This is a genomic window from Paraburkholderia domus, from assembly GCF_905220705.1.
GTDB classification, from domain to species: domain Bacteria; phylum Pseudomonadota; class Gammaproteobacteria; order Burkholderiales; family Burkholderiaceae; genus Paraburkholderia; species Paraburkholderia domus.
The window spans coordinates 265,796-289,119 of record NZ_CAJNAT010000003.1 but is presented as its reverse complement, the minus strand read 5'-3'; the positions used below and the strand labels follow the sequence as shown (position 1 = coordinate 289,119).

Genomic DNA, 23,324 nt, shown 5'->3' with positions numbered 1-23,324 from the left:
CATGTGCAAGCAAACCAGCAACCAGTTCAAGTATTTCGTTGGCGTCAACTCGCTCGCGCAGATCGCCACGCGCGACGATCGCGTGTGCGTACTTAACATCCTGGGCGGTGAGTCTTCGGACGTGACGCCCGTCAGTCATGCATTCTCGGGCGGCAATATTGTCTTCGGCACGGCGCCGGGCAAGGGCGGCCAGGTGCTCGCCACATCTATCGGCGATATTCCGGTTTACAACAACGTCCGCGAGGGTCTGGAAGCGGGGCACCGGTTCAACTGCGGCGTGGTCTATCTACCGCCATCGGCGGCCCGCGACGGCGTCGCCGAACTGATCCGCGTCAATCCCGATCTGAAGAAGATTTTCATCATCACCGAGAAGATCGCCGTGCACGACGCCCGCGAAATCCGCGCGATGGCTCAGCAGGCGGGCATCGACATCTTCGGAGCGAACGGGCTCGGCGTCGCTGACTCATGGAATCGCGTGAGAATCGGCGGAGCACTCGGCGGCGATAGTCCGGACGATTCATTGCGCAAGGGGTCGATCGCCATCTTCTCGAACTCCGGCGGCTTCAGCACGACGATCGCGCAGTACCTGCGGATGAGCGGCTGGGGCACGTCGACCGTCATCTCGAGCGGAAAGGACGTCTACATCCACTATGCCGCGCCGGAATTTGCGTTCGCACTCGCCAACGATGCGCGCAGCAAGGCCGCTGTGCTCTATTGCGAACCGGGCGGCTACTACGAGGCTGATGCGGCCTTCACGAAACCGGTGGTCGCCTGTGTGGTGGGCCGGTGGAAGAGCCACCTCACGCGAGCGGTCGGCCATGCGGGCGCGATGGCGGGCGGTTCCGACGACGCGCAAGCCAAGGAGCGCTGGTTCATGGAGAAGTTCGGCGTGGACCGCCTCTTCACGCCTGACGATCCGTGCTGCTCCGCCGCGGGCGCGGTCGTCACGAACATCGCGCATATCCCGGCGGCCCTGACCGCCGTCATGCGCGCCAACGCGACGATGCCTGACTTCGAGCCCGAAGGCAGCCTTGCGCTCAAGCCGTGGTTCGGCTCCGACCAGGGGATCCAGCTTCCGCCCCACCTTGCGATCCCAGTAGTGGGAGCAGTCGCGCCCTACGACGAGCAGGTCTTGCAGGTCAATCGACAAGTCGGTGCGATTGCGCCACGTCAGGCGTTGAAGGATGCGTCGGGGGCATCGCAGATGGATGCGAAAACGCAGGTCAGCAGCCTGCATGGCGCCTCGATGCTCGACGCGGCGACGCATTCGCTCGAAGCGAACGTCAGTCTTGCCCTGCTTCACGAGTTCGGCGGCGAGAACGACGAGAAGCTCATCGATGTCGCGATCGCCGCGTTCGTCAATCTGCACGGAACACCGGAACTCGCGGCTGCGCAAGCCGCTCGCGAGGCCGGAAACGCGCCCAACGCGATCCTGGCCGCCGCGGCTTCGATCATCGGGCCGAATCGCCAGCGAGCGGCTCGGGATGCCGCGAAATGGATGATCGATCGCTTCTCGGCAGCCGGCCTTACGAGCGCGCTCGATGAGAACTTCGACATCGCCCGGATCGACGCGGGCGGCAGCGAGCCGTTTTTCGCCGACTCAAGCGATCCGCGCGCTGAGGCGATGCTCGCGGGACTCGCCGAGCGTGGGGCCCAGTCGGTCCTCGTCCGCTGGCTCGCGTCTCAGCCTGATCACCCGACGGCCGACGCGGTGCTGGCCGCAATCACCACGACGCTCGCATGGGGACCGCTGATGCGAAAGCGCATCTCGCGCGTTACGGCCGAGAGCCTGCCCTGGTGGACCATGCTGTTCGGGACGCTGATCGGCGCATCGGCGGACGCCTCGCGACACCGTCGAGACGGCTTCTGCGGCTTTACCACGCAAGCTTTGCTGAACGAACACAGCCTCACGGAAATCTGCTTTGCCGCGCTGCTCAACCTCGAGCCCGGGCCCGACGATCTGTTCGCTTTCAAGACGCTCGTAGGTCTGCTGCTCACCAACGGTCCGGGAGCCATCTCGGCGCAGGGTGCAAAAGGCGCGGTATCGGCCGACGGTCCGGAAAGTCCAGCGCGAGTGCAACTGAACAAGGCGCTGGTCGGCTTTCTCACGCATACCGGCTATACGCATGGCGGCAACGGCTATGAGGGCATCGCGTTCCTGATCGAAGCGTTCGGGGACAGCGGCCTCGCCGATCCGTCCGACCCTGCACATGGCGTGGACCTGCGCTCGCTGGCCGAGCGCTCGGTCGAGCGGTATGCACAGTACAAGGCCCGGCAGAAGCATGCCGGCAGCCTCGACATCGCGAAGCTGCCGGGCGTGAACCATCCCGTCTTCAAGGACAGGCCGGTCAACCACGACCCGCGCGAAGTGTTCATCGCGGACCTGTGCGAGAAGCGCGGGGAATACAACGTGTTCCATGCGTTCTATCGCGAACTTGTGCAGGCGTTGTTCGATACCGGCGTGTCCCGCAACGTATATTGCGTCAACGTCGATGCGGTGATCGCAGCGCTGCTGCTGAAGATGCTGTGGCAGCCGCTGCAACGTGGTGAATTGACCGAGACTGATCTGGAAATCGCCGCGTTCACGATCTTCCTTTATCCCCGCATGCTCGGATGCGCGGCGGAAATCGACGATCACCTGAACCGGGGGCGCAACATGGACACCCGAACGCCCGCGTCCCAGTGCCGCTTTGTAGCTTGAGCGCTTCCCCGACACTGATAACCAACGGACATCAATCGTTTCGAAAATAGCACTTATCGTTTCGTGTGGTTCGGGCGAATATTCGACAAACAACAAATCGCCCGAACACCGCAAGTTCAAAATTTCTGGAGACAACTCGATGCATCCCTCCTCACCCCCGCTGGCCCCCGGGCAATCGAAGGCATCCGCCGTGCTACGCGTGACGGCAGGCAACTTCCTGGAGCAGTTCGACTTCTTCCTGTTCGGCTTCTATGCCACGCAGATTGCCGCGGTCTTTTTCCCGGCGGGGAGCGAGTTCGCTTCACTGATGATGACGTTCGCAGTGTTCGGCGCGGGCTTCCTGATGCGGCCGCTCGGTGCGATCATCCTCGGCGCGTACATCGACGATGTCGGCCGCCGCAAGGGCCTGATCGTCACGCTGTCGATCATGGCGAGCGGCACCATCCTGATCGCGTTCGTGCCCGGCTATGCGACGATCGGACTCTTCGCCCCGGGCCTGGTTCTCATTGGCCGTCTGCTGCAGGGCTTCTCCGCGGGTGCGGAACTGGGCGGCGTATCGGTTTATCTCGCCGAGATGGCGACGCCGGGCCGCAAGGGCTTCTTCACGAGCTGGCAGTCGGCGAGCCAGCAAGTGGCGATCGTCATCGCTGCCGCGCTCGGTTTCGCGCTCAATCAGTGGCTCGACACGGCGGCGATCGCTGCGTGGGGATGGCGCGTGCCGTTCTTCGTCGGCTGCATGATCGTGCCTTTCATCTTCATCCTGCGGCGCAATCTCGAGGAAACGCAGGAATTCAAACAGCGCCAGCATCGCCCGAGCATGAAAGAAGTCTTTACGACGCTCGTGCAGAACTGGAATGTCGTGAGCGCGGGCGTGCTGCTGGTCGCAATGACCACCACGAGCTTCTATCTGATTACGGTGTATGCGCCGACCTTTGGCAAGACGGTCCTGCATCTGAGCACTGCCGACAGCCTGCTCGTCACGCTGTGCGTGGGTGTCTCCAATTTTATCTGGCTGCCGATCGGTGGTGCGCTGTCGGATAGAATCGGACGCCGTCCGCTCCTTCTTGCGATGACGATCCTGGCAATTGCGACCGCCTACCCGGCGCTGTCGCTGCTGGCCCACGCACCGAGCTTCGTCAACATGCTGCTTGTGCTGCTCTGGCTCTCGTTCATGTACGGCATTTACAACGGCGCGATGGTCGTCGCGCTCACCGAGGTGATGCCAGTCGAGGTGCGCGTCGCCGGATTCTCTCTCGCCTACAGCCTCGCGACGGCGGTCTTCGGAGGTTTTACGCTCGTCATCTCGACCGCGCTCATTCATATGACGGGTGACAAAGCCGCGCCAGGCTACTGGATGAGCTTCGCCGCGGTGTGCGGGCTCGGTGCAACACTCGCACTGTACCGGCGCCGTCGCGTTCCGCTGCATGCGGCTCCCTGAAGCATCGCACGTCTCCTCGAACATTAGACTGACATTCTATCGCCCCATGAAATCCTTTCTTCTGAAACTCTGCACTGCGGCGCTGCTCGGCACCTGCGCCGCTGCGGCGAATGTGCAGGCCGCAGATCTGCATGTGATGAGTTCGGGCGGCTTTACCGCCGCCTACAAGCTGCTCGGCCCGAAGTTCGCGGCGTCCACCGGCAATACGCTCGATACCGCGCTCGGCCCGTCGATGGGCAAGTCGCCGGAGGCCATTCCGAACCGGCTCCAGCGCGGCGAGCCTGCCGACGTGGTGATCATGGTCGGCTACGCCCTCGACGACCTGATCAAGCAGGGCAAGGTGATTCCCGATTCGCGCGTCGAGCTTGCGGATTCGCGGATCGGCATGGTGGTGCGCGACGGCGCGCCGAAGCCCGACATCGGGTCCGAGGCGGCGCTCAAGGCAACCTTGCTGCATGCCCGGTCGATCGCTTACTCGGATAGCGCGAGCGGTGTTTATATCGAGCGCGAGTTGTTCAAGCGGCTAGGCATCGAGGAACAGGTGAAGACCAAGGCGAAGATGATCCCGAAGATCCCGGTGGCGTCGGTGGTTGCAACCGGCGACTACGAAGTGGGATTTCAGCAGGTGAGCGAGTTGCTCCCGGTGAAGGGCGCGGCGTACGTCGGCAAGATTCCGGAGTCGATGCAGTCCGTCACGCGCTTTGCGGCCGGCATCCCGGTCGGCGCGCAGCATCCGAAGGAGGCGAAAGCGCTGCTCGACTATCTCGCGTCGCCCGCCGTGCAGCCGGAGGTGACATCGACCGGGCTCGATTCCGTCGCCACGCATTGAGACGGCGGCAACGATTCAGCCCGGCAGGTCGGCGGGCTGATCGAAAGCTTCTTCGGGTTCATGCGCCAGGCTCAATGCATCCCTCAGACGCGTTGGGTCGCAGGCGCGCTCCCACATCGATACGAAGATCACCGCGCAGGCGTTGCTGATCACGCTCGTCAGGGCCCGCGCCTCGGACATGAAGCGATCGATGCCGACCAGTAGCGCGACGCCTGCAACCGGCAGATCGGGAATGACGGCGAGCGTCGCGACGAGCGCAACCAGTCCGCTGCCCGACACGCCCGCCGCGCCCTTCGACGTGATCAGCATGACCACAAGCATCGTCGCGATCTGGGCGCCCGAGAGGTGTACATCGCACGCTTGCGCGATGAACATCGAGGCGAGCGTCAGGTAGATCGCCGTGCCGTCGAGATTGAAAGAATAGCCGGCCGGCAGCACCAGTCCGACGATACCCTTGTCGCAGCCAAGCGCTTCGAGCTTGACGATGAGGCGCGGCAGCACGGGTTCGGTCGACGACGTCGCGAGCACGATGACGAGTTCCTCGCGGATGTAGCGCAGCAGCCGCCAGAGTGAGAAGCCATGCAGGCGTGCAAGTGGAGCGAGCGCGCAGACGACGAACAGCAGGCACGCCGCATAGAACGACACCATCAGCATGCCGAGCGAGCCAATCGAACGAATGCCGAAGCGGCCCACCGTGAACGCCATCGCGCCGAATGCGCCGACGGGCGCAAGCCGCATGATCATCGCGAGGATGCGAAACAGCACGTGCGCGATGCCGTCGATGAATTCCTGTACCCGGCGCCCGGCGCTTTGGTTGGCGTTCAATGCGAAGCCAAACAGAAGGGCGAGCAGCAAGACCGGTAGCACCTCGCCTTTCTCGAAAGCGCCGACAAGCGTCTCCGGAATCACATGCAGCGCGAATTCGACGAGTCCGTGCGACTGCGTGCGCGTCGAATACTGCGCGAGGATGGCCGTGTCCAGATGATGCGCGTCGATGTGCAGTCCCGCGCCCGGGTGCAGCGCGAACGCGGTCGCGAGCCCCAGAACGAGCGCAACGATGGTGAGAAAGTAGAACAGAGCCAGCGCCTTCAGGATGGTCCGGCCGATCTTCGAGCCGCTCGCAAGCGACGTGATGCCGGTGACGATCGTGCAGAAGACGATCGGCGCGATCATCATGCGTACCAGCGCGACGAACGCATCGCTGAGCGGTTTTAGCGACGCGCCGACCTGTGGCCAGAAGTGGCCGACGGTCATGCCCAGCCCCATTCCAAGCAGGACCTGGACGTACAGCAGCCTGAATAGCCTTGGCAGTGTCATTTCGAAGTCTTCTTCGCCGCGCGGGCCATGCCGCTGCGCTTCGTGTCGAGAATCATCTGATAGAACTGCTGCGCGGCCGGCGCGAGCGGACGCCCCCGGCGGCTGACGATCCCGACACGTCTCGTCACGACCGGATCGACGAGCGGCACGCTTGTCAGAATCGGATGGTCGCGCATGGGCATCGCCATTGAGGGCACGGCGGCCACACCGAGTCCTGCTTCGATCAGGCCAAGCATGGTGGTGACATGGTGGGTCTCGCAGACGCTAGGCTTCCTCGGCGCCACGGTGGTCAGCGCCTGATCGAGCAGCAGGCGGTTGCCAGAAGTCTTGTCGACGGATACATATTCGTGTTCATAAAGCTCGTTCCAGGTCACGCGCTTTTTCTGAGCAAGGGGATGATCGCGGCGGCATGCGGCGACGAACCGTTCCTGCAGCAGGACCTTGAATTCGACTTCGGGCTCCTGGCTGCCCATGAAGCTCACGCCGAAATCGGCTTCGCCGCTGATTACCGAGCCGAGCACTTCATTGGCGCTCGAGTCGAGCAGCTTGACCCGGATCCGCGGATAGCGGCTGTGATAAGCGGCAACCACGCTCGGCAGGAAATAGTAGGCAACCGACGGCACGCATGCGATGGTCACATGACCCAGGCGGCTCGTGGAGACGTCGCGGATGCCGAGCAACGCGACATCGAGGTCGTCCAGAAGTTGTTCTGCGCTTGGGGCGAACACGCGTCCTACGGTGGTGAGCGTCACGCTGCGCGTGGTTCGCTCGAAAAGCCGCACGCCGAGCGCCGCTTCGAGCTTCTCGATGCGCCGGCTGAGCGCCGGCTGCGAAATGTTGACTGCCTCCGCTGCTTTGCGGAAGCTGCCCAACTCCACGACGGCTCGAAACGCCTGCAAATCGTTCAGGTCGAAGTTGACGCCCACGATCCATCCTCCGCATTTTATGCGGCTATTTTGCATGATGCGGGCAAAAGCGCCCATCAAGGACAACACTCGGTAATTCAGCCTACCGGGGATCGCACCGAAGTCGGGAGCGAGGGGCCGGTTTCGTCGTGTCAGCGGTCATTCATGGCAGAGAGGTGGGTGTCTCTTCATGGCCGGACTCGGTCCGATGCCGATCTGCTGAAATCAACCTATGAACAACCTTCGCCGGTCGGCGATCGTCGAGAAAGAGGCTTTAGTTCGTGGTCCGACGTGGGCAATAAAACATGAAGCGGCCTGCCTCAGTTCCGGACTACTGCAGGCCGTCATCAACTATAGAGCGGCCGAAGCCGCGGCCGTCCTTAATGTTTCGTATCGTTAGCGGGCAGCAGGGCACAAGCGGGGACCTTGGCACCTTCGCTCCTTGATCGTCGCGCCATCAACTGCCCAGCCAGCATCCCCCGATACAAATCCACATCAACCTTCGCTCGTTGCTCCGATTGACAAGCAATCCCTTCCAGCGCTTCGATCAACTGCTCATTGTCCTTAGCCGACCAACGGCCAATCCGAATCGACTGCGCAATGGCCGCCAGCCGTCCAAACTGCTGCACATAGAAATCTCCCGCGCTAGCCGCTGCATCGAGCAGGCCTTCGATGAACTCATCGCGCGTGCGGGGTTTGGAAAACGAAGAAGGGGTATTCGAAGAAGACATAAGAGACTCCCGTGACATGATTGAGCCGCTATCGCGCGGCCATGTGCGGGTAGGTGATTCGGGCTGTCAAACCCGGCCACCTTTGTCCAGGCGGCACCCAAAAGTATAAATCACCGCACTCAACTGGAGATCAGCTACTCAGGCAAATCAGCAACTTCCTCACGCCCTAAAGTGCGTCACCTTCGCATCCATTCCAGCCCCGTCACGTAAATCCCCCAAAGACTCACTTGACCACCACGCTCCCCGCATCGCCAGCTTCATCACTCTGCGCAACCTCCCTCCCACCCCAACTCCGCTTCATCCCAAACGAAGCAACAAACGCGAGCACAGCGCCGAACACAAGCAAAAACACCGGCGCCTCCATCGAACCCGTCCTCGCAATGAGCATATTGGCGGCAAGCGGCGCCACACCCATCGTCATAGCCAGCCCGACGTTGATCGCCAACGCCACACCGCTATAGCGCACGCCGACCGGAAACAATTCCGCAATCGCGCAGGCAAACGTTCCGTTCGCAAACGAAGCGACAACCGCGGCCATCAAAAAGACCACGCGCAGATCAGCCTGATGACGGGCCAGCGTCAGATAAAAAACCGGCGCAAACAGCGCAGATAACACAGCGCCGGCCCGGAACACATAACGTCGTGGCACCACGTCGCCCATACGTGCAATCAGCAGCATGCATGCAGAGATCGCCACCACATGCAGCGTCTGGGCGGCGGCAATCCGTTGCGGTTCATAGTGAAGCAGCCGAAGCCACGCAGCTGCATGCGTAACAAGCAGACCATTGCTGAGTCCGACCAGCATCGACGCAACCATCCCCACTGCGACCGGCCGTCGATAATTGCGAAGCAGAACGGAGAGCGGCTTTTGCTCACGAGCATCGCCCGCCCGCGCGTAGGCGTCAGTCTCCGGCAACGTCCGACGCAGCACGAAGCTAAGCAGTCCGATAACGCCGCCAGCAAGAAAGCCGATGCGCCATCCGAACGTGTCGATCTGCGCCGGCGTAAGCGTCCGTTGCTCCACGAGGTTAATGCCGACGGCGAGCAGCAAAGCCATGTTGACCGCAAAGAAAACAATGCCGCACGAAAAGCCCGGTTTCATGCGCTCCGTTTCCACCGCATAGACGATCGCGCCCGGCAGTTCTCCGCCGACGCAGAATCCTTGCGTGAGCCGCAGCGTCAGCAGCAGAAAAGGCGCCGCCACGCCCCACATGCGGTACGTCGGCAAGCTCGCGATGAGCAGTGTCGAGAGCGCAGCGACAATCGCCGACCACGCAAAAACCCGGCGCCGGCCGTATCGATCGCCCAGATGGCCGAAGAAGAGGCCGCCTAACGGCCTCGCGAGAAAGCCCAGCGCAAATACCGCAAACGACAAAGTCACGGTCGACAGCGCCGCGCTGGCCGGAAAGAACGCCCGGCCGATCTCTTGCGCGAAAAAGCCGTAAATGACGACGTCGAAGGTCTCGAGCGCGCCGCTGGTGCTGGTGACGAGAATCGTCCAGCGCTGGCGGGCGCGCATGGGTTCGGTGCGCATCGGGAGCAAACTGCTGGTCATGACCGATCCCCTGAAATCGTTCGTAAATCGCCCATCGTGCCCAGGCACCTCGCCGCGAAAATTAAGGATTTCTTCATTCAGCCTCCATGGGCGAAACGGCCGCGCGAAAGCAGCATGTCATCAGGCGTCTCGCATTGAAACGCCTTTCAGGCTCCTGGTGCATGGACTCAGGGAATCACGCCCTGGCCGCTCCTTAGAGGCCTCTCCTGACTTAACTTTCCGGAGTAAAGCAAAATGAAAGCCCTTCGAATTGTTGCCGCCGCTGCCATCGTCTTCGTCGTTGGCAGCGCTTACGCGCAAGATGCTTCAACTCAAGCACAGCCTTCCCAGGATCTGGCCACCACCGCGGTAGGCGGCACGCCGTCGACGAGCAGTGAAATGGGCTCGCCGACCGGCAAAACCCGCCAGCAGGTCTACAACGAGCTGATCCAGTCGCAGCACGACGGTGAAGCGGCGCGCATGAATGCGCTATTCAAAGGTGGAAACTGAACGACGGATCCGGCATTGCCCCGCGGTCGCCGGACCGCTGGACCGCCGGATTCACCAAACATCATGGCGTTCAGAAGCCGGCCCGCTTTATCACGTTTCTGAACTGCCCGGCCGAAAGATAGCGCTGAAACCAGGGATTGCTGCGCAGTTCGCACAGACGCGACGAGCGATCGGCAAGCGCAGCCTCGAGCCAATGGAACATTTCGGACGGTCTGGCGAGTCTGGCGTAGATCTCGGCAAGCAGCAGCGGCGACGTGTAACCCATGCGATGCCTAACGAGCAGATCTTCCAGAAGCCAGCGCAAGACCGCGTCGTGGCCACCGCTTTCCCACTGGGCGCGGATCGCCTGTGCGCGGGTGTGTCCGCCGCACGAGACGAGTGCTTCTGTCGTGGCTTCCACCGCTTCCTTGAACCGGCCTTTTATCTCGAACGCCGTGGCCAACAACTGATAGATGAGCGGCGAGCGCTCGCTTCGTTCGCCGGAAAAGTACTCTTTCATCACTTCGTCGTGACGGCCCGACAACACAAGACCGAAGGCCCGCGAGCCCTTGAAAGCGAGCGGATCGATCAGCTCGGCGCGCTTCATTTGCGCATGTCCCTCCGGCTCGCGTCCGACAGCCAGCAAAAGTCTCGCGTACAGCCTGCGGGCCTCGGGATAGCTAGGGTTCAGGCGCAGCGCTTCCAGAAACTCTGCTTCAGCTTTTCGCCAGTCCCAGTCGTAGAAGTAGTGAACCGCCGCCATCGCGTGATGGGCCTCGGGCAGACCCGGATCCAGTTCCAACGCACGTTCGGCTGCAACGCGGGCGAGGGGCCAGCCTTGCTCGGGTGGATAAAGACCGTGCACGACCGTCGAGCCATGAAAGTTCGACAGGCCGACATAGCCGAGCGCGTAGGTCGGATCGAGTTCGACTGCGCTCTCGAAGTAGGCCCGGCTTCGAAAAAAATCTTCGCCGCCGATGGCATGGTGCGCGGCAAACGCCGCATCGAAGTGCACGCGCCGGTACCAGAAGTACCGGCCACGCAGATAGGCGTCGTGCGCGGCCGGTTCGACGGGCAGCCGCCTGGCCAGCATCATCTGCTGCTGTTCGGTTAGGGTCGGCGCCACTTCGGCGACCAGCGCCGCGCCGATTTCCTTCTGGATGTCGAGCGCGCCGCGCGACATCGGCTCGTGCGCATGGCCCCAGACCTGCACCTGGTCGGCGCAACGGATCAGCTGGGCAAGGATTCGGAAGCGCTCACCTTCCTGGGTCAAGGAACCCTCGAGGACATAGTCCACCCCGAGTTCACGCGCAATCTCGGCAATGCTTTTTTCTGTGCGGCGGTATCGGGCGGCCGTGGTCCTCGCGATAACCATAAATTGTCCGGGCCTGAGCGCGCCGAGCGTGGCGGACGTTTCAGCCGCCAGCGCATCGCAGAAGCTGTCCTGCGCAGGGTCGCCGGTCATGTTCGCAAAAGGCAGCACGATCACGCGAACGGCGGTCGTTGGACCTGATTGGGATTCGGCGGCCGGTGGCGCCACGATCCCATCCAGCCGGTAGCCTTTACCCTTGACTGTCTTGACGTACTGCGGGTTCGCCGGATCTTCGTCCAGGGCGATGCGGATTTTCCGCACCACGGTGTTCAAGCCGTTCTCGGTGTCACGAAAAGAATTCGCTCCCCACAAGGCCCGCACGATCTCTGCGCGTGCGACGAGTTCTCCCCCTCGCTCCGCCAGAAGGATAAGCAGTTCCATCGGCTTGTGTTCGAGACGCACCTCCCGGCCGGCTCGGCGCAGCTGATAGCGGTCGACGTCGAGTTCGAAGTCGGAGAACTTGACGAGTCCGGGCGTCTTCATCTGCTCTCCAATGTCATCGAACCCGCGAGTTACTTCAGACCTTTATATTAGGTCACTTGGCGCACCGCCGAGGGCCTGTGCGCCGCCCGGAGCCAGGCGCGATCGGCCAGTTTGGCGAATACGGCGGCCACGATCGCAGCGGCGGGTTCACTGGGCTCTTTTGACATACCCCATCCGACCCGCCCCCCAAATCCGCCGAATTTGCATCCATTTCAGCCCCTGCTGCGTAAATCCCCTCAAGGACGCGCAGCCCCCGCCACAACCCATCCATTAAAGCGCGTCCACCAGACCAGGAGACGCGCCCATGACCCACCCCGCACCGACCTCACGCCTGCCGCGCGGATCGCGGGTCGCGGTTATCGGCGCCGGTATCTCGGGTTTGGCGAGCGCCTACCTGCTGGCGCGAAACCATCAGGTCACCCTGTTCGAGTCGGCCGGCTATGTGGGCGGCCACACCAACACCGTCGACGTCACCCTCGAGGGTCACACGCATCCGGTCGATACCGGCTTCCTTGTCTTCAACGATCGCACCTATCCGAACCTGATCGCGCTGTTCGCCGAACTCGGCGTCGAGTCGCATCCGAGCGAAATGACCTTCTCGGTTTCGCTCGACGCAGGCCGCCTCGAATGGGCCGGCACCAGCCTGAACACGGTGTTCGCGCAACGCCGCAACCTGTTCTCACCGACCTTCATCGGCATGCTGCGCGACATCATGCGTTTCAACAGCAGTGCGCAGAGCAACCTCGAACTCGCGATGGAAACGCGCGCGTCGATGGGCGAACTGCTGACGGCCGGTGGCTATGGTGGCGCGTTTCAACGCCACTACCTGCTGCCGATGGCCGCGGCGATCTGGTCGAGCGCGACCGCCGATATCCTCGCCTTCCCGGCCACCACTTTCCTGCGTTTCTGCCTGAACCACGCGCTGCTGCAAGTGAACCGCCGGCCGCAGTGGAAGACGGTGGTCGGGGGAGGGCGTGAGTATGTGCGTCGCATCGTCGGCACGCTCGACGATGTTCGCGTCGGTACTGCGGTTAGAGGCGTACGGCGCGATGCCGACGGCGTCGATGTCTTCACGGACAAGGGCACAGAGCGTTTCGACGCGCTGGTGCTCGCCACTCACGCGCCGACTTCGCTGCGTCTGCTGGGCAATGACGCCGATCAGGACGAGCGCAGCCTACTGAGCGCGGTGCGTTGTCAGCCGAACGTCGCCGTGTTGCATACGGATACGAACCTGCTGCCGCGTCGTCAGCGCGTGTGGTCGGCGTGGAATTATCTGGGGAGCCGCAGCGTCGACGGCACGCATCCGGTGTGCGTCAGCTATCTGGTCAATCAACTCCAGCCGCTGCCGTTCAGGACGCCGCTCGTCGTCACGCTCAATCCGGTGACGCAGCCCGCGCCGGGCACCGAGTTGCGCCGCTTCGTCTATGACCATCCGCTGTTCGATCTGGCCGCTATCGACGCCCAGCACCGTCTGCCGTCGCTGCAAGGCAAGCGCCGCACCTGGTTCGCGGGCGCCTGGACGGGCTACGGTTTTCACGAGGACGGTCTGAAATCGGCACTGCGCGTCGCCGCCGATTTCGACGCGTCGCCGACGTGGGCCAAGCTATGAATCCCGCACGCATCGAAACCGATGCCAACCCGGCCGCCTGGCTTTTGACGGGCCAGGTGATGCACGAGCGTCTGCGGCCGAAGCCCCATCGTTTCACGTATCCGGTGTTCTACGTGCGCTGCGATCTGGATCGTCTGGCGTTGCTCGATAGCGGATGGTTCGGCATCGACCACTGGCGTCCGCTCAGCCTTCACAAACGCGACCACGGTCCGTGCGATGGCAGCGATCTCGCCACATGGATGCGCGCGCAACTATCGGCGGCGGGTATTGAAGAAGCGGACGGAAAGATCTGGCTGCAAGCATTCCCACGCGTGTTCGGCTATGCGTTCAATCCGGTCAGTCTCTGGTTTTGCCACGACCGCGACGGTCGTCTGCGTGCGCTCCTGGCCGAGGTGCGCAATACCTTCGGCGATCGCCATAGCTATCTGCTGAGCGCCGCGGGCAACGCGCCAATCACTGCCGATACAGAACTCACATGCCGCAAAGTGCTGCACGTGTCGCCGTTTTGCCGCATTGAGGGGCGCTACGAATTTCGCGTCAGGGAGACGCCGAACAGTGCGTCTGTCTCGATCGACTACAAAGACGTGGACGGGCTTCTGATCCGTACGGCGCTGGGTGGCCGTTTAAAACCCTTAACGCGCTCGACAGCGCTCGCCGCGCTGATCCGTCAACCGCTACTGACCGTTGGCGTCGTCGCAAGAATTCACTGGCAGGCGCTGCGCCTCGCCGTTAAAAAAGCACCGTTCTACGGCAAAAACCCCGCGCCGGGGCGCACCGACGACGCACCCATCGACCACGCCGCAGCCGGCCAACCGTCCGCCGCTGCGCGCTCCATTTCGTCCGATTGAGGAGATTCAGCCATGGCGCTTTCAAGAACCCTGAGCGGGCACCGAACCGTCCCCGCGTCAGGCCGTCTGTTTCTATCTCTGCTCGAACGGATTCAGGTTGGGCACCTGGTGCTGATCACGCCAGACGGTCAGCAGCGCGTGTTCGGCGATCCGCACGCGGCGCCGGGCGCGCGTCTGGAGCTGCGCGACTGGCGTGCCTGCGGCGCGATTCTGCGCAAAGGCGATATCGGTTTTGCGGACGCATGGCGCTCGTTCTGGGTCGATACGCCCGATCTGGCCGCCTTGCTGCGCGTCGCAATCCGCAACGAACGCGCGCTGCAACGCACCGTCTACGGCGGCTGGCTCGCGCAACTCTGGTATGGGCTGCGTCATAAGCTCAGGCCCAATACACGTTCGGGCAGCCGGCGCAATATTCACGCGCACTACGACATCGGCAACGCGTTCTACTCGCAGTGGCTGGACTCGACGTTCACGTATTCGAGCGCGGTATTCGACGGCAATTTCTATCAATCGCTCGAAGACGCGCAGCATGCGAAGTATCAGCGCATCATCGATACGCTGGGTTTGTGTGAGGGCATGTGCATTCTGGAAATCGGCTGCGGATGGGGCGGTTTTGCGATGCATGCAGCGCGCCAGGGCATTCACGTACACGGTGTGACGATCTCTCCTGCGCAGCTTGAATTCGCCCAGAAGCGTGTGAGCGAAGCAGGCCTGAGCGACTGGGTGCACCTCGAATTGCGCGACTACCGGACGCTGACAGACCAGTACGACGGCATCGTATCGATCGAAATGTTCGAAGCCGTCGGCGAAAAATTCTGGCCGACGTACTTCCGCACTTTGCGCGAACGTCTGCAGCCTGGCGCACGCGCGCTCGTGCAAACCATCACGATCGACGACTCGCATTTCGCGGCCTATCGCGCGACCAGTGACTTCATCCGCGAATTCATTTTTCCGGGCGGCATGTTGCCGAGCCCGCAGCGATTCATCGACGCCGCGCGGCGTGGCAAGCTCGCGGCGCGCACGTCGTTGGCGTTCGGTCGCGATTACGCGGAGACACTGCGCCGCTGGCGCAGCGCGTTCGAAGCCCGGCTCGATACGATTCACACACAAGGCTTCGATGAGATTTTCGTGCGGACGTGGCGTCTGTATCTGGCGTACTGCGAAGCCGGTTTCGACGAAGGACGCACGGACGTGATGCAGTTCGTACTCACCCCGGCGGACTGACGTGCGCGCGCTCGCGACTATCGTACTGGTGTTGTGGGCGACTGCCGCCTGTGCCGATTGGCGCGGCGACGTGCAGTCGGCGAAACTCGTGGGCGAGGGCGATTTCAGGGTGTTCGGCTTCAAGCTCTATCGCGCGCAGATGTGGAGCGAACGCGTGCCCGTCGATTATGACGAACGCTTCGCGCTGCACATCATTTACGCTCGCGGCATCAAGCGCGAGCGATTCGTCGAGGCGGGTATGAACGAGATCGAGCGTCTTGCGAGCACGCCGATTCCGGCGGATACGTTGGAACGCTGGCGTGCGGATATGATGCAGGCGTTCGTCGATGTCGGCCCCGGTGACCAGTTAAGCGCGGTCTACTTGCCGGACAAGGGCGTGCGGTTTTATGCGGGCGATCGTATGACCGGCGAGTTCGACGATCCCGCATTCGCCCGCGCATTTTTTGGCATCTGGCTCGACCCGTCGACGCGCGCGCCGACGTTGCGCAAGCAGTTGCTAGGCATGACGCAGTGAGGGGCGGCTGACAGGCGTGCGGACGACTACCTCGCGAAGGTGGCGCGCGATCAAGACGAAAAGGCGGCGATCTGGACCAGCAGAACAAGATTGAGCGCTAGTACGACGATCGTGCCGACCACTGCCGCGATCGTGGTCGTGCGACGATTCCTATAGCGACCCATCAAATCGCCGCGTGATGTAAACCACACGAGCGCGATCATCGGCACCGGCAAGGCGATACTTAGCACCACCTGACTCAGTACCAGCGCGCGCGTCGCATCCACGCCGCAGGCGACGACCACAAAGGCCGGCACCATCGTAATCAGCCGCCGCGCCCAGACAGGGATGTGAAAGCCGACGAAGCCCTGCATGATCATCTGCCCAGCCATCGTGCCGACTACCGAACTCGATATGCCGGATGCGATCAATGCCGCAAGAAAGAGGCCGGCTGCAGCTCCGCCCAGCAGCGGCGTGAGCGTGCGCCATGCGGTTTCGATGCTGGCGATCTCGGCATGACCGGCATGAAACGCGCTCGACGCCATGATCACCATCGCCATGTTGATGAGCCCGGCGACGCCGAGCGCGACCACCACTTCGATATTCGAAAAGCGCAGCAACTTGGTGCATTCGCCTTCATTGCGCGGCTTCACGCGATTCTGCGTGAGTCCGGAATGCAGGAATATCACATGCGGCATCACCGTTGCGCCGATGATGCCGACTGAAATCGTCAACGCATTGCTGTCGGGTAGGCTCGGTGTGAACGTATGCTTGACGACCGATGGCCAATGCACCGGTGCAATCAGCAACTCGGCGAGATACGACAGGCCGATCACGCCGACCAGCGCGGCGATCGCCAACTCGAGCGGACGGAAACCGCGCTTCTCGAACTGCAGCAAACCATAAGTGACGGCCGCGGTGATCAGCATGCTGGGCATCATCGGTAGATGCGTCAGTAACGAAACGCCGATCGCGCCGCCGACGAACTCCGCCAGATCGGTCGCCATCGCCGCGATTTCGCTGATGCCCCACATCGCGAGCACGCAACGGTGCGGCAGTGCCGAGCGGCATAGCTCGGCGAGGTTGCTGCCGGTTACGAGCCCAAGTTTGGCGGACAAAGACTGAAACAGCATCGCCACGATATTCGCCACAGCGACCACCCACAGCAGCGTATAACCGTAGCCGGCGCCCGCCTGAATGTTGGTGGCGAAGTTGCCCGGGTCCATGTACGCGATCGAGGCCACCACCGCCGGCCCGGCGAAGGGCAGCATCGCCCGCAAGCCGCGGCGCCGTCCCGCCAGCGTCTCGCGGATATCGAAACAGGTTTGCTCCGTGAGGGTCTGTGGCACGGCGGCCTGACTCATCGCTTCGTTCATGACTGCTCCTGTCCGTCTTCAAGCGTTCGAGGCAATGCAGATGAAGGCCGGCCAACGGGCGAGCGCGATCGTCATCGCGGCGACCCGTTGCCGGTGCAGCGGGCACGGCACGTCGCGTGCTTCAGGCGCTCATGTTGAGCACACCGTTCACGCCGTTCGGGAAGAAGCCGCCCTTGGTCGCCACCGTACTGGTCAGATAGACGATATTGAGCACGTTGCCATAGCCGCGGCTGAAGGCGAGCCCGTTGCTGTCGAGCGGCACGATGTTCGACGAGCCGGGCGTCGCGCCGGTGATGCCCTGATCGTCGTGGCCGTTGTTGTCGAGGCTGTCGCGCGCGGCGGAGATCGCGTTGGCCGCCGTGTAGATGCTCGCCGTGTCGACGCCTTTTGCAAACAGCACCGTGCGCACGAGCCCCGCGTGATAGGCCTCGGCCGCAAGAATGCCGGCAGCCGCTTCGAGGAAGGTCTTGTTGGTGATGAGCGGGGAGGCGCCTTTATAGGCCGTTACGCCGACGTCTTCGAAGATGAACGCGCCGAGCAGGAAGTTGTTGTCGTTCGCATACGGATTGAATGCCACGCCCGCGCCAACAAGCCCTGCTGCGCGCGCCGCATTCGAGAACGCCCCGTTCGGATCGGTGCCGCCGATGTCGATCGAGGGCATCGCGACTGCTGCTGAGCCCAACGCGCTGCGCAGGAAGTTGACGTGCTCGCGCTCGTCGTTGGCGATCTCGTTCGCATAGGCCTTAACGACCGGATCCTGGAACGGCACTTGCTGCCCCGGGATTACCGTGCCCATCGTGCCCACACCGGCTGTCACGCCGGCCGCGAGGCCCGAACCCGTTGTCGCATACGTGTAGAACTGCGATTCGAGATACTCCAGATTGAGCGCGAAGTTCAGTATTTCCGGGTCGGTCGGCGCGCTCTGGGCTGACGCGATCGATCCGGAGCCGCCACCGCAGGCACTAATCAGCGTGCCGCCGACCAAACCTAGTCCCAGCCCGCCAGCGTTGCGGAAAAACTGTCTGCGTTGCAGGCGCCGTTCAACCCGGCGGTCAAATACGTCGATAAGGTCTGCTGAGTTATTGCTGGATTCCGACATGGCTATGCTCCTCAGATGGTTCGCTGCCAATGCCACGGACTCGCGGCGCATACGCGCGGACAACGGCTACTCACGCGATGCACAAACGCAAATCGCGGACGCAAAAGGAGGCCCCGTTCTTCTGAGAAGAACTAAACGATGACGCGGAAGAAAGCGAGTCCTCAACGCCTTTACGGAGTGAATACGCTGCCAGATGCAAACCCCACAAAAGATTTCTGTGTGCGCTCGCAACCTGAACCGGGCCGATGCCGGGTTGCCGGCTTTTTCACAGTGGATCGGCGGCATGCGGAAAGCATCTGGCGAGCAGGCTCGGCCCGGCTCGCGGAGGCCGTCCGGCGATCCTCTGTACAATTGGACGATCGTCAACATCGCACCTCGACCGAATTCATGGCCATTACCTACAAGACTCCCGACGACATCGCCAAGCTGCGCATTTCCGGCCGCCTCGCGGCCGACGTACTGGCGATGATTGGCGAGCACGTCAAGGCCGGTGTCTCCACCGACGAGCTCGACGCGCTGTGCAACGACTACATTGTCAATACGCAAAAGTCGATTCCGGCAAATGTCGGCTATCTGGGATTTCCGAAAACCGTCTGCACGTCCGTCAATCAGGTGGTGTGCCACGGCATTCCCAACCGCACTGAAATCCTGAAAGACGGCGATATCGTCAATATCGACGTCGCGATCATCAGAGATGGCTATTTCGGCGACACCAGCCGCATGTATTGCGTCGGCCAGCCGAGCACGGTGGCGCGCCAGCTGATCGACACGACCTATGAGGCGATGCTTGCCGGCATCCGTGAGGTGAAGCCGGGTGCGACGCTCGGCGACGTCGGCCACGCGATCCAGAAGGTTGCGCAGCGCGACGGCTTCTCTATCGTGCGCGACTACTGCGGGCACGGCATTGGCAAGGTCTACCACGAAGACCCGCAAGTGCTGCACTATGGTCAACCGGGGCAGGGCGTGCGTCTGAAGCCGGGCATGGTCTTCACCATCGAGCCGATGGTCAACGCGGGCCGCGCCGGGACAGCCGTGCAGCGTGACGGCTGGACCGTGGTCACCAAGGACCGTTCGCTGTCGGCGCAATGGGAGCACATGATCGCCGTGACCGAAGAGGGCTACGAGCTGCTCACGCCGTGGCCCGACGGCACGGGCGACTACGAAGCGCCTTGAACACAGTGGCCAGCGCGCCTCGCGAACCGGCTGTTCAAGGCGGTGGGCGCGCGAATTGCGGCGCCATTGGCGCGCGGCTCCTGGTTCTTTGGCCTGTGCTGCGGTCCGATCCAGTAAATAAGGATTTGACTCGCGCGCCGGTTCGGTTAAAGCTATGCCTTAGGGTTTCAAGGGGTTTCCGTCTGCATGAGTCCGTCATTGACCGTTCGCCGTATCGCCGCTGATCAGGGCGCCGTTTTCCGCGAACTCCGTACTGCGTCGCTGCGGGAGGCACCCTATGCCTTCGGCGAAACGCTAGAGGACGCGCTGTCGGCGGATGCCGCCACGTTCGACGCCACCGCCGCCGAACACGCTGTTTCGTTTATCGCCACGAGTTTCATCCTCTATACCGAGGGCCATCCGGCAGGATTGATCGAAGCCTATTTCGACGACAGCGCGGCGCGCCGCGCGTTCGTTTGCGAGCTGTGGGTGGCGCCGGCTGTGCGTCATCTGCGAGGCGGCGAGCTGTTGGTCGACACTGCCAGCGCCTGGCTCGCCGCCGAGGGCGCCATGGAAATCTACGCGTGGGTCGCCGACGCCAACCGCAATGCGATGCGCTTTTACGAGGCGCTCGGCTTCGGTCCGACCGGCGAACATCGGCGCGTCGTACGTGCGCCGGAGCAGGCCGAAAGCCTGCTGGTGCGCCACGTGCCGACCACGTCGCAGGTATTTCAGCAGTGATCTCGCGAGCGGCGCGTCTGTCTGCCGCTCACATCCCATCCGCGTCGCTACAGCGTTCATGGCCGAATTCATGGCCAAATGAGCGGTCTAAGCGCGGCCTGAATAGCCGAGGCGTGGCAACGTCACGGGTATTCAGGCCGCACGGGGGCGTTCTCCCGGCAAAAAAACTCGCTCCCCGCCTGGACGCCTGTAAAATACGCAAAATTTTTTGCCGAACGCTATGTCGCCCAAGAAATCGCCCTTTTTCGAACTCCGCAGCGGCTCTGTCGACACGCTCCTGTTTGTGGTCAAGACAACCGACCTCGACGCGATGCGTGCTGAACTGACCCGGCGCTTCGAGGCGACCCCCGAATTTTTCGCTAACGACGTCGTCGCGATCGACGTGCGCCGTCTCGCCGAGAGCGAACGCGTGCCGCTCGCCGACATCGCGCAACTGCTCGACAGCGTGCGTATGCGCCCGGTCGGCGTCGTGGCCAATGCGCAGCAGGCGTGGGCGGCCGAATCCGCGCTGCCCCTGCTCGAAGCACGCGACCGCCGCGGCGCCGCCGCGAAGTCCGCAGACGAAGAGGGCGCCAGTGCTGGCGCTACGGCACCCGTGGCCACCTCCGCGACGGCCACGCCCCCGGCCGATCTGTTCACAACCGCAACCGGCACACCGGCCGCGGCTGCCGCAGTCGAGCCAGCGCCTGCCGTCGAGCCCGTGCGCCTCGCCACTTCGTCGCAGACCACGGTGGTCGACAAGCCGCTGCGCTCGGGTCAGCGCATCTACGCAAAGGGCGATCTGGTCGTGCTCGGTCTGGTGAGCTACGGCGCGGAAGTGATCGCGGAAGGCAACATCCATATTTACGCGCCGCTGCGCGGCCGGGCGCTGGCCGGCGTGCAGGGCAATCACGACGCGCGCATTTTCTGCACGTGTCTCGAACCGGAACTGATCTCGATCGCGGGCATCTACCGTACGACTGAGAACCCGCTGCCGGCCGACGTGCTCGGCAAGCCGGTGCAGATCTGGCTCGAAGAAGAAAAGTTGATGATCGAACCGCTGCGGCTCACCTGATCGACGTGAAGCGCGCGCTGCCGTGAACGTACACGGCACGCGGCGTTCCACGGCAAATATGGCCGCACATAATTGACGAATTTGACGAACACAGGGTAAGGGTAATGGCAAAAATCATTGTGGTGACTTCGGGCAAGGGTGGCGTGGGCAAGACGACCACGAGCGCGAGTTTTGCATCGGCCCTCGCATTGCGAGGCAGCAAAACCGCCGTGATCGACTTCGACGTCGGCCTGCGTAACCTCGACCTCATCATGGGCTGTGAGCGCCGTGTGGTGTACGACCTGATCAACGTGATCCAGGGCGAAGCCAACCTCAACCAGGCGCTGATCAAGGATAAGAAGTGCGAGAACCTGTTCATCCTGCCGGCCTCGCAAACGCGTGACAAAGACGCATTGACCATGGAAGGCGTCGAGAAGGTCATCAACGACCTGATCGCGATGGATTTCGAATTCATCGTCTGCGATTCGCCGGCCGGTATCGAATCGGGCGCACTGCTCGCCATGCATTTCGCCGACGAAGCGCTGATCGTGACGAATCCGGAAGTCTCCTCGGTGCGCGACTCGGACCGTATCCTGGGCATTCTGTCGTCCAAGACCAAGCGCGCAATCGAAAGCAAGGAGCCGATCAAGGAACACCTGCTGATCACCCGCTATAACCCGAAGCGCGTGAGCGAAGGCGAAATGCTGTCGCTCACCGACATCCAGGAAATTCTGCGCATCGATCTGATCGGCGTGATTCCGGAGTCGGAAGCGGTGCTGCACGCGTCGAACCAGGGTCTGCCGGCGGTGCACCTGGACGGTACGGATGTTGCCGAAGCTTATAAGGATGTCGTGTCGCGTTTCCTCGGCGAGCAGAAGTCGCTCCGCTTTACCGATTACCAGAAGCCAGGGCTGCTGCAGCGCCTCTTCGGCACCAAGTAAGGGGGGGCGCACGTAATGTCGATTCTTTCGTTTTTGCTGGGCGAGAAGAAGAAGTCCGCGTCGGTAGCGAAGGAACGCCTGCAGTTGATCATCGCGCACGAGCGCGCCGGCGGCCACGCGCCTGCCGATTACCTGCCTGCGTTGCAACGCGAACTGGTGGCCGTGATTTCGAAGTACGTGAAGATTTCCCATGACGATATTCGCGTGAGCCTCGAGCGCCAGGACGACCTCGAAGTGCTCGAGGTCAAGATCGAAATACCGCAGGCCTGATTGCCCACCGCCTGTTCTGTTCCGCAGTGAGTCCTACATGACGTGCTGCGCGCTTTGTTTCGTTGTGTCGGTATGACGTGACGAAGCGGGGCGCGCGAGCACCGTCGTTCTTCTCGTCGTCATCCCCCTTCTGCTTCTGCGTTCGAGTGCGCTCGCACAGGGCTTCTCACGCGCGTTTTCCGTGCGTCGAAATAATCCGTTGCACTTCAGCGTGCGCCGTTACAAGGGCGCCGTCAGCGCTTTCGTCCCCTCGCGCATTAAACGGATAACGCCGCATCCGGTGTCCAACTACAGAGGGAAAACATGAACAAGACCTTTCGCTTGCTGATCGCCAACGCTGTTCTGATCGCTGCTGGCGCATCCGCTGTGGCATCTGCGTCGGCTGAGGAAATCGTCGTGATCGCGCCGTCCGCACCGCCTGCCGTGCGTTACGAAGCCGTGCCGGCGCCGCGCGTCGGCTATGTGTGGGATCACGGTCACTGGCGTTGGGACCACGGCCGCTATGTGTGGGTCGCGGGTCATTGGCAGGCCGAGCGCGTCGGCTACCACTGGGTGCCAGGCCACTGGGTCGAACACGGCCCGAACTATCGCTGGGTCGAAGGTCACTGGGCGTAAGTTCAAAAGCAACAGCCGTGTGCAGTGCGGCGCGCATCAGGTCGCTCGTGCCGCTCTCTCCAGATTGACAACGCAGGCGCCGCGCACACTTCCGGCCTGGCGCCCGCCTGCGTCTTCCAGGGAA

General features: G+C 62.6%; 21 protein-coding genes. 14 read left to right on the top strand and 7 right to left on the bottom strand.

Annotation, left to right across the window (positions count from 1 at the left end; all coding sequences use genetic code 11):
• Nucleotide 1: 1 nt before the first annotated feature.
• The 3 genes from KHO31_RS09095 (at nt 2) to KHO31_RS09085 (ending at nt 4,968) form a co-directional block, all read left to right on the top strand.
• Nucleotides 2-2,701, top strand: a complete 2,700-nt coding sequence (locus KHO31_RS09095; RefSeq protein ID WP_201084862.1) for a CoA-binding protein — start codon at nt 2-4, stop codon at nt 2,699-2,701.
• 139 nt (nt 2,702-2,840) lie between these two features.
• A complete protein-coding gene (gene tcuC, locus KHO31_RS09090; RefSeq protein ID WP_211623093.1) occupies nt 2,841-4,139 on the top strand; it encodes an MFS transporter in 1,299 nt (432 codons plus the stop codon).
• Nucleotides 4,140-4,185: 46 nt separating this feature from the next.
• The gene (locus KHO31_RS09085; RefSeq protein ID WP_201074858.1) at nt 4,186-4,968 is read left to right on the top strand and encodes a substrate-binding domain-containing protein; all 783 of its coding nucleotides are present in this window, start codon (nt 4,186-4,188) and stop codon (nt 4,966-4,968) included.
• Between the two features lie 15 nt (nt 4,969-4,983).
• Here the strand turns inward: KHO31_RS09085 and dctA are convergent, their stop codons facing one another.
• From dctA to KHO31_RS09065, 4 genes are all read right to left on the bottom strand, one after another.
• Nucleotides 4,984-6,285, bottom strand: coding sequence for a C4-dicarboxylate transporter DctA (gene dctA, locus KHO31_RS09080; RefSeq protein ID WP_211623091.1), 1,302 nt, complete (start codon nt 6,283-6,285; stop codon nt 4,984-4,986).
• Complete coding sequence (locus tag KHO31_RS09075; RefSeq protein ID WP_201140821.1) at nt 6,282-7,211, bottom strand: LysR family transcriptional regulator; 930 nt, start codon at nt 7,209-7,211, stop codon at nt 6,282-6,284. Before KHO31_RS09075 ends, dctA begins: the two co-directional genes overlap by 4 nt.
• Before the next feature lie 359 nt (nt 7,212-7,570).
• The gene (locus KHO31_RS09070; RefSeq protein WP_201074861.1) at nt 7,571-7,921 is read right to left on the bottom strand and encodes a hypothetical protein; all 351 of its coding nucleotides are present in this window, start codon (nt 7,919-7,921) and stop codon (nt 7,571-7,573) included.
• Nucleotides 7,922-8,144: 223 nt separating this feature from the next.
• A complete protein-coding gene (locus KHO31_RS09065) occupies nt 8,145-9,476 on the bottom strand; it encodes an MFS transporter (protein WP_211623089.1) in 1,332 nt (443 codons plus the stop codon).
• A 234-nt stretch (nt 9,477-9,710) separates the two neighbouring features.
• On the opposite strand from KHO31_RS09065, the gene KHO31_RS09060 reads away from it, so the two are divergent.
• Nucleotides 9,711-9,965 (top strand): DUF4148 domain-containing protein, encoded by a 255-nt coding sequence (locus tag KHO31_RS09060; protein ID WP_201084865.1) that lies wholly within the window; start codon nt 9,711-9,713, stop codon nt 9,963-9,965.
• A gap of 70 nt (nt 9,966-10,035) precedes the next feature.
• Here KHO31_RS09060 and KHO31_RS09055 read toward each other — a convergent pair whose 3' ends face one another.
• A complete protein-coding gene (locus KHO31_RS09055) occupies nt 10,036-11,799 on the bottom strand; it encodes a winged helix-turn-helix domain-containing tetratricopeptide repeat protein (protein ID WP_201084866.1) in 1,764 nt (587 codons plus the stop codon).
• A 304-nt stretch (nt 11,800-12,103) separates the two neighbouring features.
• Between KHO31_RS09055 and KHO31_RS09050 the strand changes: the two genes are divergently transcribed.
• The 4 genes from KHO31_RS09050 to KHO31_RS09035 are packed head-to-tail and all read left to right on the top strand — an operon-like array spanning nt 12,104 to nt 15,994.
• Nucleotides 12,104-13,408 carry an NAD(P)/FAD-dependent oxidoreductase gene (locus KHO31_RS09050; protein WP_201074866.1) on the top strand — a complete coding sequence of 435 codons (1,305 nt, stop codon included), beginning with the start codon at nt 12,104-12,106 and terminating at the stop codon, nt 13,406-13,408.
• A complete protein-coding gene (locus KHO31_RS09045) occupies nt 13,405-14,256 on the top strand; it encodes a DUF1365 domain-containing protein (RefSeq protein ID WP_201140813.1) in 852 nt (283 codons plus the stop codon). Before KHO31_RS09050 ends, KHO31_RS09045 begins: the two co-directional genes overlap by 4 nt.
• 12 nt (nt 14,257-14,268) lie before the next feature.
• Nucleotides 14,269-15,480 (top strand): SAM-dependent methyltransferase, encoded by a 1,212-nt coding sequence (locus tag KHO31_RS09040; RefSeq protein ID WP_211623087.1) that lies wholly within the window; start codon nt 14,269-14,271, stop codon nt 15,478-15,480.
• 1 nt (nt 15,481) lies between these two features.
• Nucleotides 15,482-15,994, top strand: coding sequence for a chalcone isomerase family protein (locus KHO31_RS09035; RefSeq protein WP_211623085.1), 513 nt, complete (start codon nt 15,482-15,484; stop codon nt 15,992-15,994).
• 50 nt (nt 15,995-16,044) lie between these two features.
• Here KHO31_RS09035 and KHO31_RS09030 read toward each other — a convergent pair whose 3' ends face one another.
• Both KHO31_RS09030 and KHO31_RS09025 read right to left on the bottom strand, forming a co-directional pair.
• The gene (locus tag KHO31_RS09030; RefSeq protein WP_201074875.1) at nt 16,045-17,349 is read right to left on the bottom strand and encodes an Nramp family divalent metal transporter; all 1,305 of its coding nucleotides are present in this window, start codon (nt 17,347-17,349) and stop codon (nt 16,045-16,047) included.
• 121 nt (nt 17,350-17,470) lie between these two features.
• Complete coding sequence (locus KHO31_RS09025; protein WP_211623083.1) at nt 17,471-18,448, bottom strand: ferritin-like domain-containing protein; 978 nt, start codon at nt 18,446-18,448, stop codon at nt 17,471-17,473.
• A 387-nt stretch (nt 18,449-18,835) separates the two neighbouring features.
• Between KHO31_RS09025 and map the strand changes: the two genes are divergently transcribed.
• The 6 genes from map (at nt 18,836) to KHO31_RS08995 (ending at nt 23,200) form a co-directional block, all read left to right on the top strand.
• Nucleotides 18,836-19,621, top strand: a complete 786-nt coding sequence (gene map, locus KHO31_RS09020) for a type I methionyl aminopeptidase (RefSeq protein ID WP_211623081.1) — start codon at nt 18,836-18,838, stop codon at nt 19,619-19,621.
• Nucleotides 19,622-19,807: 186 nt separating this feature from the next.
• Nucleotides 19,808-20,341 (top strand): GNAT family N-acetyltransferase, encoded by a 534-nt coding sequence (locus KHO31_RS09015; protein ID WP_201074881.1) that lies wholly within the window; start codon nt 19,808-19,810, stop codon nt 20,339-20,341.
• Between the two features lie 220 nt (nt 20,342-20,561).
• The gene (gene minC / locus KHO31_RS09010) at nt 20,562-21,395 is read left to right on the top strand and encodes a septum site-determining protein MinC (RefSeq protein WP_211623079.1); all 834 of its coding nucleotides are present in this window, start codon (nt 20,562-20,564) and stop codon (nt 21,393-21,395) included.
• A gap of 104 nt (nt 21,396-21,499) precedes the next feature.
• Entirely contained in the window at nt 21,500-22,315 is an 816-nt protein-coding gene (gene minD / locus KHO31_RS09005; RefSeq protein WP_063495093.1) for a septum site-determining protein MinD, read from the top strand.
• Nucleotides 22,316-22,330: 15 nt separating this feature from the next.
• Entirely contained in the window at nt 22,331-22,585 is a 255-nt protein-coding gene (gene minE, locus KHO31_RS09000; protein WP_012432104.1) for a cell division topological specificity factor MinE, read from the top strand.
• 303 nt (nt 22,586-22,888) lie between these two features.
• Nucleotides 22,889-23,200, top strand: coding sequence for a YXWGXW repeat-containing protein (locus tag KHO31_RS08995; protein ID WP_115782153.1), 312 nt, complete (start codon nt 22,889-22,891; stop codon nt 23,198-23,200).
• Nucleotides 23,201-23,324: the final 124 nt, after the last annotated feature.